Source organism: Roseibium sp. ROS1 (genome assembly GCF_054658215.1).
Window position 1 is genome coordinate 1,332,591 of record NZ_BAAGIG010000002.1, and the last position, 16,103, is coordinate 1,348,693.

14 protein-coding genes are annotated in these 16,103 nt (G+C 58.1%); 6 read left to right on the forward strand and 8 right to left on the reverse strand.

Annotation, left to right across the window (positions count from 1 at the left end; translation table 11 throughout):
- Positions 1–3: 3 nt before the first annotated feature.
- From ACYQ6M_RS14140 to ACYQ6M_RS14175, 8 genes are all read right to left on the reverse strand, one after another.
- Positions 4–876 carry an XdhC family protein gene (locus ACYQ6M_RS14140; RefSeq protein ID WP_460074391.1) on the reverse strand — a complete coding sequence of 291 codons (873 nt, stop codon included), beginning with the start codon at positions 874–876 and terminating at the stop codon, positions 4–6.
- An 18-nt stretch (positions 877–894) separates the two neighbouring features.
- Complete coding sequence (locus ACYQ6M_RS14145; protein ID WP_460074392.1) at positions 895–2,094, reverse strand: vWA domain-containing protein; 1,200 nt, start codon at positions 2,092–2,094, stop codon at positions 895–897.
- Between the two features lie 3 nt (positions 2,095–2,097).
- A complete protein-coding gene (locus ACYQ6M_RS14150; protein WP_460074393.1) occupies positions 2,098–2,979 on the reverse strand; it encodes an AAA family ATPase in 882 nt (293 codons plus the stop codon).
- A gap of 130 nt (positions 2,980–3,109) precedes the next feature.
- A complete protein-coding gene (locus ACYQ6M_RS14155) occupies positions 3,110–5,530 on the reverse strand; it encodes an aerobic carbon-monoxide dehydrogenase large subunit (RefSeq protein WP_077292841.1) in 2,421 nt (806 codons plus the stop codon).
- Positions 5,527–6,036 carry a (2Fe-2S)-binding protein gene (locus ACYQ6M_RS14160; protein ID WP_022998613.1) on the reverse strand — a complete coding sequence of 170 codons (510 nt, stop codon included), beginning with the start codon at positions 6,034–6,036 and terminating at the stop codon, positions 5,527–5,529. The genes ACYQ6M_RS14155 and ACYQ6M_RS14160 overlap by 4 nt, the downstream gene beginning before the upstream one ends.
- Before the next feature lie 22 nt (positions 6,037–6,058).
- The gene (locus tag ACYQ6M_RS14165) at positions 6,059–6,925 is read right to left on the reverse strand and encodes an FAD binding domain-containing protein (protein WP_460074394.1); all 867 of its coding nucleotides are present in this window, start codon (positions 6,923–6,925) and stop codon (positions 6,059–6,061) included.
- A gap of 422 nt (positions 6,926–7,347) precedes the next feature.
- Positions 7,348–8,610, reverse strand: coding sequence for an MHYT domain-containing protein (locus ACYQ6M_RS14170; RefSeq protein WP_460074395.1), 1,263 nt, complete (start codon positions 8,608–8,610; stop codon positions 7,348–7,350).
- 255 nt (positions 8,611–8,865) lie between these two features.
- The gene (locus ACYQ6M_RS14175; protein ID WP_460074396.1) at positions 8,866–9,228 is read right to left on the reverse strand and encodes a thermonuclease family protein; all 363 of its coding nucleotides are present in this window, start codon (positions 9,226–9,228) and stop codon (positions 8,866–8,868) included.
- A 276-nt stretch (positions 9,229–9,504) separates the two neighbouring features.
- On the opposite strand from ACYQ6M_RS14175, the gene ACYQ6M_RS14180 reads away from it, so the two are divergent.
- The 6 genes from ACYQ6M_RS14180 to ACYQ6M_RS14205 all read left to right on the forward strand — a co-directional run bounded on the left by ACYQ6M_RS14180 (position 9,505) and on the right by ACYQ6M_RS14205 (position 16,005).
- On the forward strand, positions 9,505–10,029 hold the full coding sequence (locus ACYQ6M_RS14180) for a hypothetical protein (RefSeq protein WP_460074397.1): 525 nt from the start codon (positions 9,505–9,507) through the stop codon (positions 10,027–10,029).
- Positions 10,030–10,257: 228 nt separating this feature from the next.
- Positions 10,258–10,614 (forward strand): hypothetical protein, encoded by a 357-nt coding sequence (locus ACYQ6M_RS14185; RefSeq protein WP_460074398.1) that lies wholly within the window; start codon positions 10,258–10,260, stop codon positions 10,612–10,614.
- Positions 10,615–10,692: 78 nt separating this feature from the next.
- A complete protein-coding gene (locus ACYQ6M_RS14190) occupies positions 10,693–10,833 on the forward strand; it encodes a hypothetical protein (RefSeq protein ID WP_460074399.1) in 141 nt (46 codons plus the stop codon).
- A 258-nt stretch (positions 10,834–11,091) separates the two neighbouring features.
- Positions 11,092–14,820, forward strand: coding sequence for a hypothetical protein (locus ACYQ6M_RS14195; RefSeq protein ID WP_460074400.1), 3,729 nt, complete (start codon positions 11,092–11,094; stop codon positions 14,818–14,820).
- 298 nt (positions 14,821–15,118) lie between these two features.
- On the forward strand, positions 15,119–15,613 hold the full coding sequence (locus tag ACYQ6M_RS14200) for a Panacea domain-containing protein (protein WP_460074401.1): 495 nt from the start codon (positions 15,119–15,121) through the stop codon (positions 15,611–15,613).
- Positions 15,614–15,660: 47 nt separating this feature from the next.
- Positions 15,661–16,005, forward strand: coding sequence for a hypothetical protein (locus ACYQ6M_RS14205; RefSeq protein ID WP_460074402.1), 345 nt, complete (start codon positions 15,661–15,663; stop codon positions 16,003–16,005).
- Positions 16,006–16,103 lie beyond the last annotated feature (98 nt).

The following is a 16,103-nucleotide window of genomic DNA, read 5'->3' on the forward strand; positions in this document are numbered from 1 at the left end:
GGGTCAAATGTGATGGATGTTGGTCTGGCGGTGTCCGCTGCGGCGGATCATCAAAAGTTCCGCCAGGATAGAGAGTGCAATTTCTTCCGGTGCAATGGCTCCCAGATCAAGGCCTGCGGGCCCCTTGATCCGGTCGAGGGTCTGATCCGCTACGCCTTCCTCGCGCAATTTAGCCTTGAGGGCTGCAATCTTCCGGCGACTCCCGACAAATCCGATGTGGCGCGCATCCGTCAGAAGAGCTGCCTTCAGGGCCGCCAGATCGCCGCGTCCCTGGGTCGAAATAATGGAGTAGATCTGCCCGTTGCTTCGAACGGGACTGTCAAACCCTTCTGCTCTTTTCCCGGCACCTGAAAAGACGGACAGCTCTTCTGCAGGCGCGCAGAAGGTCAGGTCAAATCCGATGGAAGGCGCCTGGCTCGCAAGGGCAACGGCAACCGGACTGGCGCCGTAGATGACAAGCGTGGGCCGCGGCAGAACCGGTTCTATGAAGATATCCATAGTCCCCTGGCTCGGGCACATGTTCCGGGCAAACTGAATGCCTTCGCGCTCCTCACCGGCTTCCACGCCGATCTCCGCCAGCAGGTCCGCCGGTTGTAGGGAGATCAATCGTGTCTGACCATCTTCAAAAGCGGACTTTGCCGCCTTGATGACAGCCGATCTTGCGCAGCCACCGCCGATCCAGCCGCCGACAATGTCTCCATTCCTGTCGATCACGGCCTTCGCGCCCGCCTTGGCCGCGGTCACCGATATGGTGCGTACGACGGTTGCCAGAACAAAGGGTTCGTTGTCACCCTGCAATCGGTTCATCAGGCGCGGCAGGTCCTGCACGACCTCTGGCGCGGCCTCTTTGCCGGACACGGGAACAGAATGCTTCATCTCGACATCTCCCATCGTTCAAAGTCTCGCAAGATAAGGCTCTAGGGCTTCAAGGCTGGCGAGGTTATGGGCTGGCGCGAAGAAATCGACATGGGGCAGGGCGGCGGCCATGCCTCCGGCTGTCGGTTCATATCCCTGCCAGCCAAGCAGCGGGTTGAGCCAGACAATGCGCCTGCAGCGCCTACGTAACCGTGCCATCTCATCGCCAAGTGCTTCCGGCGTGCCTGTGTCGTAGCCATCCGACAGGATCAGGACGCAGGTGCGCGAGTGAACGACCCGGGCGGCGTGCCATCTGTTGAAGTCGGCCAGTGCCGCGCCGATCTTCGTGCCGCCACCGATCCCTTGCGCCATCAGCCCCATGCGATCGAGCGCACGGCCGGCGTCCCGCTCCGAAAGGGCTGAGGAGACGTGCACAAGACGGGTATGAAAAAGAAACGCTTCTGCTTCGCGGAAGCTATCAAGCAAACCGTGCACGAACCGAGTGAATACACCCGTGTAGTTGTTCATCGACCCGGACGCATCGAGCAGGATCACCAATCGCAACTGTTTCTCGCGAGGGCCCTTGCGCACAAGTTCAATAGGTGCTCCGCCATGGGCAATGGACCGGCGGATGGTTCTGCGCAGATCCAGCTTCCGGCCTTTTCGTTTCTGACGATCCCTGCGGGTCAGTCTTATACGCATTGCCCGTGCGAGCCGTTCGGCAAGCTCATGGGCCTGCTTAAGGGCGTCCGGATCGCTGAGATGTCGAAAATCCAGCTGGCCGAGGTTTTCGGCAATGCTCGCACCTTCCCGCCGCCCGGAGGGAGCGTCGTCGCTCGCCTCATCCTCTTCGCCGGGGAGGCGTTCGACATCGCCTGCAATTGTCTCCTGACGGTTACCACTTGCGTCTATCAACTCGCGAATGGTCTTCATGCCCTTGCGCGTACTCGTCCCGGTAACCTTCACGCCAGATTTGACACCCTTGCCGATCCAATAGGCATCGAAGATGTCGTCGAAACGCTGCCAGTCGGACAAGCGTCCACAAAAAAGACTGCGAAACGCCGCCTTCAAGCTTCCGGGGCGCTGAATAATCCGCGAACACAGCAACCGGCTAGCATCACGGGTCTCGGCCAATCCGACCTTGAAGCCACTGTCACGCAGTGAGCGGACAAACCCTGCCAGCCGCAGCCTCAGGATCGGCCCGATGTCTGCACTGGTTTCAAGGAAAAGGCCGGACATTGCTCAAGCCACCTTTCCAAGCAACCTGTCGGTAACTTCGCGGCTGACACGGGCACTGTCCTCCCGGGTTTTCAGGACACAAGACAGCGTCTCAAAGACAAGCTCCCGGCTCTCGTGCAGGTTTTTCGCCCCAAGGCCGAGAAGAGCCGCCGCCCAATCTATGGTTTCGGCAACGCCTGGAACCTTCACGAGGTCTTCCTTGCGCAGTTTGTTCATGAGTTCGGCGATCTGTTGGGCGAGAGCAGCATCCAGACCCGGGACACGCGCCAGCAGAATTCGTGTTTCGCGGTCGGGCGAGGGGTAATCGACGAAATGATAAAGGCAACGCCGGCGCAATGCGTCCGACAGTTCGCGTGTACCATTTGAGGTCAGAACCACGCGTGGGATTGTAACTGCCTGAACCGTTCCAAGTTCCGGGATCGACACCTGGAAGTCAGACAGGATCTCAAGCAGGAATGCCTCGAATTCCTCATCTGCCCGGTCGATTTCATCGATCAGCAGAACCGGCGGCACGTCCTTTCGGATGGCCGCCAGAAGGGGGCGTTCCAGAAGATATTTCTCGGAGAAAATCGCTTCCTCGACAGTTTCTGCACTGTCGCCAGATCCTTCCCGCGCCTTGATGGCCAGAAGCTGGCGCTGATAGTTCCACTCGTAGATGGCATCGGAGCGGTCGAGGCCTTCATAGCACTGCAGGCGGATGAGATCGGTGTTCTCAAGACGCGCCAGAGCCTTCGCCACTTCCGTCTTGCCGACGCCGGCTTCACCTTCCAGAAGCAGCGGCCGCCCGAGCATTCCGGTCAGGAGAAGTGCCGTCGCAAGACCTTCGTCCGCGATGTAACCGGCATCCGCGAGCTGAAGCGCTATCTGATCCTTGGTCTGGGTCATGCTGGTCCGTTCGGTGAGAAGGTCGCATCCATCGTCTTTCAGGTGCTGATCCAGAATCAGTCACGAGAGGACGATCGGAACGTCACCGCAGGCTTTGTCCCGGAGGAGCCAGCCTGCGGTAAGAAGTGCATTATGCGTGCGCACCCAGGTCCTTGGCCGCCTGCCAGATACGCCAGGCGTCATGCGGCATCTGGATATGGGTCGACCCGAGGAACTTGAAGGCGTCGTTGACCGCGTTGGAGAAGGCCGGCACACCGCCGACATTCGGGCTTTCGCCAACGCCCTTCGCGCCGATCGGATGATGCGGGCTGGGGGTGACGGTGAAATCCGTTTCCCAATGCGGTGTTTCGACCGCCGTCGGCAGGAAGAAGTCCATGAAGGACGCACCCAGCACGTTGCCCATCTCGTCGTAGCGAATTTCCTGACCCATCGCGATGGCGAAGGCCTCCGTCAGGCCGCCGTGGACCTGTCCCTCGATGATCATCGGATTGATCCGGGTGCCGCAGTCGTCCAGCGCATAGAACCGCCGTGTCTTTGCAACGCCGGTGTCGACGTCGATATCCATTACACAGAGATAGGCGCCGAAAGGATAGGTCATGTTGGGCGGGTCATAATAACTGACCGCTTCAAGACCCGGTTCCATGCCTGGAGGCGGAGCGTGATAGGCAGCCCAGGCAATCTCCTTCATGGACTTACGTGCCTGCGGATTGCCTTTCACCTGGAAACCGTCCACGTCCCATTCCAGGTCGTATTCGGAAACTTCCAGCATGTGAGCCGCGATCATCTGCGCCTTGTTGCGGATCTTGCGAGACGCAAGCGCAATCGCGGCACCGGCAACCGGTGTGGAGCGCGAGCCATAGGTCCCAAGACCGTAAGGCGCGGTATCCGTGTTGCCTTCCTCCACCATGATGTCGGCGGCCGGAATACCGATTTCCGTCGCGATGATCTGCGCCCAGGTGGTTTCATGCCCCTGGCCTTGCGACTTGGTGCCCATGCGGGAAATCACCGAGCCGGTCGGGTGCACGCGGATTTCGGCGCTGTCGAACATCGCAACACCGAGGATATCGCAATTCTTGGACGGTCCGGCACCAACGATCTCGGTAAAGAACGACACGCCGATGCCCATGATCTCGCGGGTTTCCCCCCGCTTGAAAGCTTCCTGCTTGGCCTTTTGCTCAGCGCGCAGCTCGCGGTAGCCGATCGTGTCCATCGCCTTCTGCATGGCGGTGTGATAGTCGCCGCTGTCATATTCCCAGCCAAGGGCCGAGTGATAGGGGAACTGCTCCGGTTTGACGAAGTTCTTCATCCGCAAGTCCGCCGGATCCATGTCGAGCTTCTGGGCCAGAATATCCATCGCCCGCTCGATGCAATAGGCCGCCTCCGTCACGCGGAACGAACAGCGGTAGGCGACGCCGCCCGGTGCCTTGTTGGTATAGACCCCGTCGACAGCCAGATGCGCTGCCGGGAAGTCGTAGGACCCGGTTACGATGTTGAAGAAACCAGCCGGCCATTTCGACGGATCGGCACAGGCATCAAAGCCGCCATGGTCAGCCAGAACATGCACCTTGAGACCAGTGACAGTACCGTCGTTCTTCGCAGCGATTTCCGCGGTCATGTGATAGTCGCGAGCAAAGGACGTCGTCGAAAGGTTCTCCATCCGATCCTCGACCCACTTCACCGGCACACCGGTGACGATGGACGCAACGATGGCGCAGATGTAACCCGGGTAAGCCCCGACCTTGTTGCCGAAACCGCCGCCGATATCCGGCGCGATCACATGGATCTTCTGCTCCGGAATAGTCGAGAGCAGAGAGGCCACCGTTCGGATGACATGGGGTGCCTGGAACGTTCCCCAGACCGTCAACTCGCCCTTGATCTTGTCCATCGATGCAACGCACTGACAGGTTTCGAGCGGTGAGGGGTGCGTGCGGTGATAGGAGATCAGCTCCTTGATGGTGACATCGGCTTCAGCAAAGGCTCTGTCGGTTTCCTCCTGGTCGCCAACTTCCCAGGTGAAGATGTGGTTGTGGTGTTTGCGCGGCCCGTGTGCGCCTTCCATCTTGCCGTCGAGATCAGGCCGCAGAACCGGAGCGTCCGGATCCATCGATTTGAAAGGGTCCGTCAGGACGGGAAGCTCTTCATATTCGACTTCCACCAGCTGAATGGCATCGTCGGCGATGTAGCGGTTCTCGGCTACCACGAAGGCGACTTCCTGGTTCTGGTACAGCACCTTGCCATCGGCCAGCACCATCTGTACGTCACCGGCGAGTGTCGGCATCCACGCAAGATTGACGCCTTTCAGGTCTTCCGCCGTCAGGACGGCGATCACGCCAGGCAGTTTCAGCGCTTCGGAAGCGTCGATCTTCGTAACCTTGGCGTGGGCATAGGGCGAACGGACGAAATCGCCGAACACCATCCCGGGCAGTTTCACATCATCGACATACTGGCCCTTGCCTTGCGTGAAGCGAATATCTTCCACACGCTTGCGCTTGCAGCCCATGCCTTCCAGGGCGGCTTCGCGCTGTTCCCTTGTCGGGGTCATGTCGTTCATTCTGCAGCCTCCTGAAATTCAGTACCATTCAGCTTCGCAGCGGCGTACTGGATCGCCTTGACGATGTTCTGGTAACCGGTGCAGCGGCAAAGATTGCCCGAAATGCCCATGCGGATTTCCTCTTCCGTGGGGTTCGGGTTTTCCTTCAGCAGCGTGTGGGCACGAAGGATCATGCCCGGGGTACAGAAGCCGCACTGCAGCCCGTGCATCTGCCGGAAGCCTTCCTGAAGCGCGGACAAGGTACCATCCGCATTGGCCATGCCTTCGATGGTGGTCAGTTCTGCGCCGTCTGCCTGAACGGCAAACATGGTGCAGGACTTCACGGACATGCCGTTCAGCTCAACCGTGCAGGCACCGCAGTGAGAAGTCTCGCAACCGATATGTGGCCCGGTGAGGTTGAGATCCTCTCGCAGGAAATGGATCAGAAGCGTGCGCGGTTCAACAAAACGCTGCACCTTCTTGCCGTTGATGGTCATGGTGACCGGGATCTGTTCAATATCGCTCATAGTCGTTTCCCTCGATCCTGGTTCAGCTGGATGCGCGCGATGCAGCTTTTGCGAGCGCCCGCTGCAACATCACGCCTGCCATCTTGGTGCGATATTCTGCAGGTCCACGTCCGTCTGAAGCGGGCTCGGTGATCGCCTCAGCCGCCGCGACCGCGCGGGCAACGGTTGCCGTATCGAGCGTCGAACCAGCCAGAATCTCTCCGGCTTCCTGCGCAAAAAGCGGTGTATCCGCGACATTGGTGAGGGCAATCGAACAGAAGGACACACTGCCACCTTCCATCGTCAGGACCACGGCAGCAGCGGCTGTCGCATAGTCGCCAACCTTGCGCTTCAGCTTTTCATAGGCATAGCCATGCCCTGCAGGCGGGACGGGTATACGAACGGCTGTCAGAATTTCCTCAGGCGCAAGGGCCGTGAAATAGGCCGCCTCGTAGAAGACGCGTGCAGGCACTTCTCGTTCGCCGTCCGGCCCGGTCAGAACATAGGTCGCATCAAGGCACTGCATCAGCGCCGGCATATCGTTGCCCGGATCACCATTGGCGACATTTCCGCCAAGGGTGCCGACATATCTGATCTGCGGATCGGCAATGAGAAGCGACGTTTCGCGAATGATCGGCAGTTTTGACGCCAAGAGGTCCGAGGCGATCAGCTCATGCTGCGTGGTCATGGCGCGAATGGTGATCGTGCCGCCGTCGTCGGAAATGCCTTTGAGATCGGCAATGCCACCAAGGTCGACCAGATGTTCCGGCGCTGCCATGCGCAACTTCATCATGGGGATCAGGCTATGGCCACCGGACAGTGGCCGGGCTTCGTCGCCATGGCTGACCAGGATCGCGACAGCTTCCGCCACGGACGATGGCCGGTGATAGGTGAATGCACCAGGTATCACGTCTTTCTCCTCCCTCTGCCGGCCACCTCTGGGCCGGATGCCGGTTTTCCCGAAAAGCGATTGGTTTCGCCTTCCACCGGCAACGTCGTGTCCGGACGCTGGAAACGGCCGAATTGTTCACGTTTGAGAAGGGTGCGGAACAGTGCGGCGCACACTCAAGAACGCTTGCACAAACAGCCTGTCTGGCCACACGGATGACGTGCTGTCCTGCACGAACTGCGACAGCTCTTCTGACGCATTTCACGGCTTAAATTGAAATGCTTTCAAAAAAGTAAGGTAATTACAATAGCTTACAATAGGAGCCCAAGCCGCAAATACCACCACCATGAAGAGTGTCCGCTTGATGCCCATTTGCACGAACGGCGTATTTTGCGGCGTTGCATGCACTGCAACACCGAAAGTGAACCAAACCGATGATCTGGTTATTGCGCGGCAGCAGGCTGTTCATGCCCCGTATGGCTTTGATGCCTGTTTTGGCCAAGCGCCTTCAATCGCGCTTTCACCCGCCCCCAACGAGACCGGCTGACAGGAACACTCTGCCCCTCCTGGCCCGCCAGGATTAGAACACCACCGTCACCGGAGCGCTTGTAGCTGACAACGCGGCTGAGGTTGACGATGTGACTTCGGTGGACACGGTTGAAGGTGCGCGGATCAAGCTGCTGTTCCGCTTCACTGATGGAAAGAGGGCAGAAGAATTCTCTGCTGCCATCATAAAGACGTGTGTAATGGGCGTCCGCGTGAATGGCATATATATCCAGCACGCCGATCTTGGTCTTCTGGCCGTCCCGCTCGATCGGCAGCATTCCCTTGCCAAGTGGCTGACCTGGCCGGACCGCTTGAGCCGCCGCCTGCAATCCTGATGCGGTTTTGCCGCTAACAGCCATTGCGGCTTGCGCTGACTGGCCCTGCTTGTCTTCACTTGCCGCACGCAGCTCTTCCTCTAGCTGCTGGTTCCTGACCATGCCGCTATCGGTCTGGTCTTCCTGGGCTGGAACGAGGGCCAGCAGGAACAGGCCCGACACCAGAAATGCTACGCAGGAAACGAGAATAGCCAGCATTCCGGGGCTCAGGGCTGGCGCAAGAGTACCTGAAACCGGTTGCAGCGTTTCATAGGTCAATCCTGCCATGGCCGTGTAATGCATAGCTGAAATCGCAAGCGCCAGAACCGCTGCCGAAATGACGAGAGGAGGGCGGCGGCCGAGGCCAAAAAGAAGCCACATGGCGAGACCGGCTGCGTTGAAGGCAATCAGAAAGCTTGCAAAAACGTAGGCCGGGTCGTGCTCCATTTGCAGCGAACCATGCAAGGCGTACATGCCCAGATAATGCATGGTGCAGATACCGCTTCCCATGACGAAGGCGGAGAGGCCGAGGCGAATCGGGGTCAGCCGCGCATTGCTCGCTGCGAAAACAGCAATACCGACAACGAGTACACAGACGAGAAACGACAGCAGTGTCGGTAGAACGAGAAAATCTACGGCGACAGGCAGACGGGCTGCCAGCATTCCGACGAAATGCATGGACCAGATGGCAAGGGCGACGGTCAATGCTGCCCCTGCAAGCAACAGCCGACGTCTCGGGTCAATCGCGCTGCGAACCTGAACGGCAAGGTTCAAGCCTACGAAACTGCCCTGAAAGGCCATCACCAGGGACAGCGCAACAAGCCAGGGCTCGTGCATCACTGACATGCCGGCTATCTCCTCCCAGTAGCCGCCGCCGCAACAAGCGACGGTTCCTCCGGATCAGATGATAGGGGAAAGAGAAATCTGCATCAAATTACGCGTGATACCAATGCATACGTGCACGGGCGGCGGGATCAATTTGAAATGTCCTGAGAAAAAAATGGCGGTGAGGGTGACCGTCCAACCGACCCCTTGAACATTGTTTTTATTGACTTTTTTCGAGGGCATTAGGTCATCAGTTAGGTGATTTTAAGTCATCGATCAATCGCACCAGTCCGCCTTATAATCAGGTGTCCAGACCCTAGCGTGCCCCTCATTAAGCAGAATCGCTCCAGCCGTCCGGCCGTCTGGCATCCGCACCCACACAAGGGGGCGTTTCCATCTGTCGCGCTCACCGCTGTCTATTACCTGGGCGCCGGGCGTCTCAAGCAGCTCCTGCAGTCTGCCCTTAGCGGCGCGGGCGAGCTCCACTTCCTGCTGACATTTGCCGCGTAGCTCCGGTGTGTCGATGCCGGATTCATACGGCGCGCCGTCTCCCATGATGCGCATGTTGACGCCGTCGCATTTGACCGTGTCGCCATCAACGGCGGCGAGGACGGCGCAAGCTAAGATTATCTCTTTCATAAATTCACTCTAGGCGCGCATTGGGCGTTGTCGCAAGGGGTAGACTCCAGGCGCACTAAGCGCGTTTCGGCGCGCTGGACCATTTCGGGGCGGAGCCGCGATCATGGCTTCAGTTCAATCGAAATGGAGCCATTCTGAATGACGATTTACTGCTGCGAACATTACGCAAGTTCTTCCACCTACTTGACCGACCAACCGCCTGACAGAGTCGATTTGATCCGGTGGATGCTGCCAACACCACCTGCGCGCACCGTCAAGCAGCGGAGGAGTGCTTGCATGCAAGCGGTTAAGAGTGTCGATTTGACCCAGTCTATCTGTGCAATAAAGCGCCAGTGTAAGGCGAAGCTGCAACCGCTCTGGGAGGCTTACAGACAGGAGCAGGGCCCCGGTGCTGCTGACTGTACACCTGAGATCGTCGAGACGTTCAAGCAGGCTTTGGAAGAGATTGGGCGCGCCTGGGAGGCTGGCTGGCAAGCTGATCGCGTGATCGAGTGTGTCGGCGAGTTCTCGGAAAAGCCATTCGCGGGGAACGAGGGCGGCATTCCGGGCGTGCTCATCGTCGCGGACATCGACCGCGTCGAGCAGTTGTTCATGGCACACGAGTCCTGGGCGGCTTTCTCCCCGAGGGTGGCCGGTGACTTCGACAAGATGGTCGCGAGTCACGACGACCTGACTCGCTGCGCCAGGGCGCCAGCCATCAAACCGTATTGCGTCGTGTTGGTGGATGCGCCGCAGAAAACTATTGACGCGGCCGCCCGATTGTTTGGGCATCAATGTCCGCTGATCGTCACGGCAGGTTGAATGAAGAAAGCCCCGGAAACGGGGCTTTTTCTTAGTTGCGGTTGGCTTGCTTGTAATAGAAAAGTCTATCAGAGATACAAAACTCTATCGGGTTGCTTTGCGCTTTCTGGTCTAGGCCGTGAAATTTCTTCATTACCCATGGTTGACTCTTGTTTTATCTGCCACTTATCTTCAGATTATCTTCTGGTAATAAGACGCCAATTGAGCGTTAACAGGAAAGGAAATGACATGGAAACAATCACGATTGAACGAGTCGCCGAGCTTTGCCACTGCACGCTGAAGTCTGCGGCGAAGGTGGTCAAAGATCCGACATTCCCGGCGCCGATGCGGCCGACACGGCTGCGCATTTGGGAGCTGTCGCGCGTCGAGGATTGGCTCCGCTCCACCGCAGAGGACGCAAAGCTGATCGGCGATCTGAAGGGCAAGCCTGAGCAGGATACTTGGCAGGACACTGCAATGCTGCGGGATCTGGCCGCCGATAGCGAGCACGAGCGCGCAGCGGAGATCGACATCGATGAGTCTCAATTCGAAGGCGCGGAAACGCTCGGCGATCTGAAGCGTCGGCAGGCGGAGGCGCGGGGCTGAGAGCCCAAAAAGAAAAGGCCGGTCAGGTGCAGCAACACCGACCGGCCGGATGATCAATCAACCATTGGAGATAGCAGAATGAACACATGGAAGAGTAACGCCGCGCAGTGGATTGAACAAGAGTTGCAAGCCGCCGCTGTCACGTTGTGGCTTGGTATCGCTGGCATCTGGGCAGGCGTGCTGTTGGGCTCGACGCTGGTGCGGGCAGGGGTGGTTTGAAGCTATCGAGATTGTGGGGACATATTTAGGTCCGAAAATTCGGCGGAGCGGCAGTGTTCCGCCGTTTCCGTTATAGCGGAAGTATCTATCCGACATATTGGAATTTCGTTCGCTTGATCATTTTAGGGGCGGCGGAGTTCAATTGACGAAATGAAGAAAGGCCCAGCGCTAACGAACGCTGAGCCTTTCAGAAGAGTTCCTAACGACGTTGGCGCGTCTTAGGAGCGGTCACCAGCAAAGATCTAAGGAAAGAACCAAGTGACAATTGGAATTTTACGGGCCGACGCCTCCTGCGTCAACACCCAGGACACCCATAGACTCCCCGTTGAATCCTTCGAAGATCTTTTCCGCTCGACACCGGAAGGTGCCGAGGTTCTGCGCATCTGCACCCCGCAGCTCGACCGCCTGCCGATCTTCCAAAATGACAACGAGATCTCGCGAGATGCTGGGCGTGAGATTATTGCTGATGTCGTCGATATCATGGTGTCCGGAGCCGTCATCCTTGAGCCAGGCTATGGCGGCAAGCTTCAGCAATCGCTGATCAAGGTAACTGTCGGTGGCGGCAAGTCTGATGCGGCTTGGAAGAAAGTCGCTGAAACCTGCATCGGCAATCCTGATTTCCGCGTCCTTGTTCGCTTACAGTCCCACCAGAAGGCCGCAGAAGCCGAGCATGATCTGCTTAACGCCCTGCGCACAATCAAGCCCGAGCTTACAGATGGCGAGTTGCAATCAATGGCGCAGCGCTGGATTGGCGCAGGATCACCGGACCCGCGCGTCAAGCCGGAAGACGGCAAGCCCAAAGTCAGCGCCTGTCAGAATGACAAGCTTGTCGCGACGGTACGCTCTGCCGGTGGCGTCACAAGCGATGCCTGCGCGATTTGCCCGCTTGCTGACGCATGCTTTTACGTGCGCCAGGACGCGCGAGACGCACAGATCGTCATTGTTGCCGGTGATGTGACTCTGTCGTCGCTACCCTCGAAAATCCAGCGCCGCAATAAGCAGGACGATCAGGAGCACTTCGACCTTGTCGTCATTGATGAAACCAGCCCTGTTGATCTGCTGAGCATCCAAACGCGCGGCACCGATATCGAGGTGCTGACACAAGACATTCAGGCGCTGCACGACGCCGCAGAGGCGCACGTAGCCAAGTATGTGCTCGAGCGTACCCGAGCAAAGCATGAGCCCAAAGCCCGCCGTGCGGCGGAGCTTGCCGTCAAGCATGAGGACCGCGCGAACGCCGGTTTTGATCGCATAATCAAGGCTCAGGAGTGGGTGGCGACCTGTAAGGCCCGCATGGAGAAGAAAGAGCGCAAACTTCTGACCGCACGGGACCGCGAGAAAGCTGCAGCAGCATTGGAGCGTGCGCAGCGCAACTATTACAAAGCGCTCGATAGATTGGACCAGGCGCGGGAGCGTGCCGAGCGTCATGGTCAGCGCATGGAGTCCGCGGAATCTTCGCAGCGGCATCATGAGCAGAAGGCGACGGAAGTTCAGGAGCTGCCGTACGATCACAGCGAGAACGTCGAGATCTTGCAGCAGATCCGCGACATGCTGCACCTTGCGGCGCAGGGCGGCCACAAATTGACGGCGGAGGCAATCGCGCATGAGCTGCGGGGCAATCGCCTAGTCGGCTCAATTGAAAGCGCCAAGATCGAGCTTGAAGAACTGAAGAGCCGCATCTGGAAGGCTGTCGTGCAGCTGCCATCAAATGCCTTCGCAGATCTCGATGCGGCGCCTTCGGCAGAAGATAACGATCCCGGCGGGGTGGTAGCACCGATCAGCGCCCTGCTGAATGCCGTCAAGTCGATCAGCGGCATATTGAGTGCGTTGATCCAGGGGCTAGAAGACGCTCTGTATGCGCGCGACCCTGAGAAAGGAATCCCGCATCTGGAACTGAGGCGCCTCGGCAGCACCGAGTCTGACACCGGCAAGACGCGATCCTATGCCCGCATGCGCTCCAAGCTGTCGCGGCAGATCGCGCAGGTGCCGACGATCATCCTGGACGCCAGCGGCGACCCAGAAGCCTTGCAGCCCTGGTGGCCGGACATTTTCACTGCCGCCGATGTGCGGATCGAGGATGGGGCCGGTGTGCGGAGGATTCTGTGTACTGACTCCCAGGTCAGCAAAGGGAGCATGGAACCGTCGCGGACTGTTAATGAGCAAGGCGTCGAGATCTTCAGTGACGGTGGCCGGAATGCACAGATGCGCAACTCCGCGCGGGCAGCGTTGTTCCACCATCTGCGAAACAAGCAACTGGGCGGGCAGGGGGCTTTGATCCTGCATGCTGTCTCTGAACGCTTCCTGGCTAGTGTGAGCGCGCTGGAGGGCGTGCTGCACGGTCACCACGGCGCTATGCGCGGCATCAATGAGATGAAGAATTGCCGGCACCTCGAAGTGATTGGCCGCAACCGACCAAAGGATGAAGTGATCGAGCTATATGCCGAGCTGATCTTCCGCCGGCGGATTGACATTGAAGAGCCGCAGAATGATCGCGGCAATGTTGTCGAGTTGTTTCCTGAGCATGGGAAAAAGAAGCGGTCAAGCGGACGTAAGGCCAAAGATCGTATCCAGCCTCAGCCAAAGGAAATCACGCTGCGTGACGGTCGTGTTGTGGCGATCTGGCAGGAGGCGCATCCAGAGCCCTATTGCGAGCGCATCCGCAGCATGCTTGTCAATGATGAGCTTTATCAGGAGGATGGTCGAGCCCGCGCCGTCAACCGTGATGAAAGCACACCGGTGGACATCACCTTGCTTACCGCAAGTGATCCAGGTGTGAAGGTCGATGAGGTTTTCAGCGCGAAGGAATATGATGCCGTTGCTGGCTGGATTGGAGGGCTTTTGCTGGCAGGTATTTGGCCGCTTGGAAACGGCAATGCTGGGCTGCGTGCCCAGGCCTTGCGCACCTTGGTCAATCAATCACCCTGGATGACTCATTGCGTTGATGTGCCGGAGGAGGGGCAGGACGCACAGAAATTCTTCGAAAACAAACGCAGAGACAACGGTGTGAAGGATCTCTGCAAACTGATCGACGAAGCGGCCGTAAAGGGTCAGGCTTTCAGTCTTTTGCATTCTGAACTCGACATGGTGGGCTGGCATCGCCTCAAGATCCGGCCTGCCGGTGGGGGACGGGGTGGCATCTGCTTTGTTGAAGGTGAGACCGTCGATGCGGCTATGGTCAGCGCCTCTGAGCTATTTCCTGGCGCGGAGATCGCGCATGAGCCGGATGATCGGTCTGCGAGTTGCCACAATGAAGGCCTTAGACCCCTCAATCGCCTTATAGTGACTACTAAGGCAAATGAGGGGTCTAAGGTGGCATGTGTGGCAACTCAGTGTGGCAACTCGACAGAGACGCGGCATGAGACCGTGCTGGCATGCTTCGAAGAGTTCGGTCTGGTCCCTGGCACTGCCGCACACGCCATCGCCATTGCCCCGCATATCTGGCCTGGGCGCAGAGACGCTGACCGCCCATTGAAAACCGCGCACTGGTCGGATGCGCGCGATGGCGAGATCGTTGTCGCTTACAAATGGGGCGCCGGGCGTCAGAAGAGCAAAGCTAAAGCCATTGTGCAGGCCGATAACATGCAGGAGGCCATCGAGATCCTACAGCGTGCTATGCCCGGCGCTGAGATTCTCGATGCCGAGACGAAAGCACCCCAGGTGCAGGAACCCGCCATCGAAGACACCGGACGGCCTGAGCCCGTCGAGAAGTGCTTTGCTGAGTTCGGATTTGTTCCTGCCAGCCCGGCGCATGCGGCTGCCATTGCTCCGCACATCTGGGTATCTGACGACAGCGCCAAGGATTATGTGCAGCGAATTAAGCCTGCGGCAGATGAGTTCCAGGTGCATTACCGCTGGGCGGCCCCAGGAAGCCGCAGGAGGCTCTCCTACGCCATCGTGAGGGCCGGGACACTCGAAGAGGCGCGGGCCAAGCTGCTGGCAGCCTTGACCGGCGCGGAGATCGTCAGGAAGCCCTCTGAAGCGTGCTGAGGGCGTTTCTGAAGCGCCGGGCGTCTTTGCTGAGCAGCGCACTCCAGGGGCAAGAAAAAGCCCAGGAGCACTGTGGCGCCTGGGCAAAGGTGGACAGGTCCACAACCGGAGTGCAATCAAGCCGCGAAACCCAATGTATGCATAAAATGTCATGGTTAATGATTTACTACATCAGTGTTATTCATGTCGTCTCTTTGGTGCTGTCGTTGAAATGCAAAAACTTAACGCCACATTAATGCCGTTGATGTTTTGTTCTCATGACACTAATGTTGTGACTCGAAAACAGGAGCGATGAGCGATGTCTAAACCACATTCCCCGCTTGCCATCGCGAATGAGTTTATCAACCGTTCCAATGGCGAGCTTACACAGATGCAGCTGCAGAAGCTGGTGTACCTTGCACACGGCTGGATGCTTGGTGCTACTGATCGGCCGTTGATCAGCGAGCAAGTCGAAGCATGGCAATTCGGGCCGGTGATCCGCTCTTTATATGATGCCTTGAAGAAATACGGCTCTTCCAGCGTCGCCAAGCCGCTTAAATGGGGAGACGATACGCCTTTCTCTCTCGACCAAGGTGAGGTTGCCAAAGAACCTCTGCGTCCAGATGAAGATTTCATCATTGGTATGGTGTGGGAGAAGTATGGCCACATGCCTGCCTTCAAGCTCTCTGCGTTGACGCACGAGGCGGGTACACCGTGGTCAATGTCATACGAGCCCCAGAAAAACCGACCGATTTCGAATGAGACTATTCGAGACCACTTTCGACAGTTGTTGACAGAGGCAAATGTTGCGTGAGCGGTGACGGGGGCATTCGGTTAAACAAGGCGCTGCTAGAAGCGGCTATGCGACGTACCGTCGAAGTCGCTGAAGAAAAAACATCTCAAGATGCGCAAGACAAAGATGAGATAACTGCAGCCAAGGAAGCCGTCGCTGTCCACGCATCCATGTTGGACAACGAGGACAAGGGCAGCAACATTCGTCTCCGCAAGAAGTATGCTTCTCGAGTCTATTGGTACTTGGTCGTGTACTCTCTAATCGTTGCGCTCATGGTAATCGCGAGTGGGTTTTCCTGGAAAGGATTTTCCCTGCCGGAGACTGTTCTAGGTCTCCTTGTGGGGAGTACCGCTGTCAGCGCAATTGGGTTGGTGCATGCGGTGGTAACCGGCCTGTTCCGGCAGGTGAGGTAATCGAGAGATCAGAGCTGACTGAAGTCACCCGGCCACCGCGCCGGGTTTTTTCATGCCCAATCGACCGCGGTAAATCCGCCTGCAACATTCTGACTAGC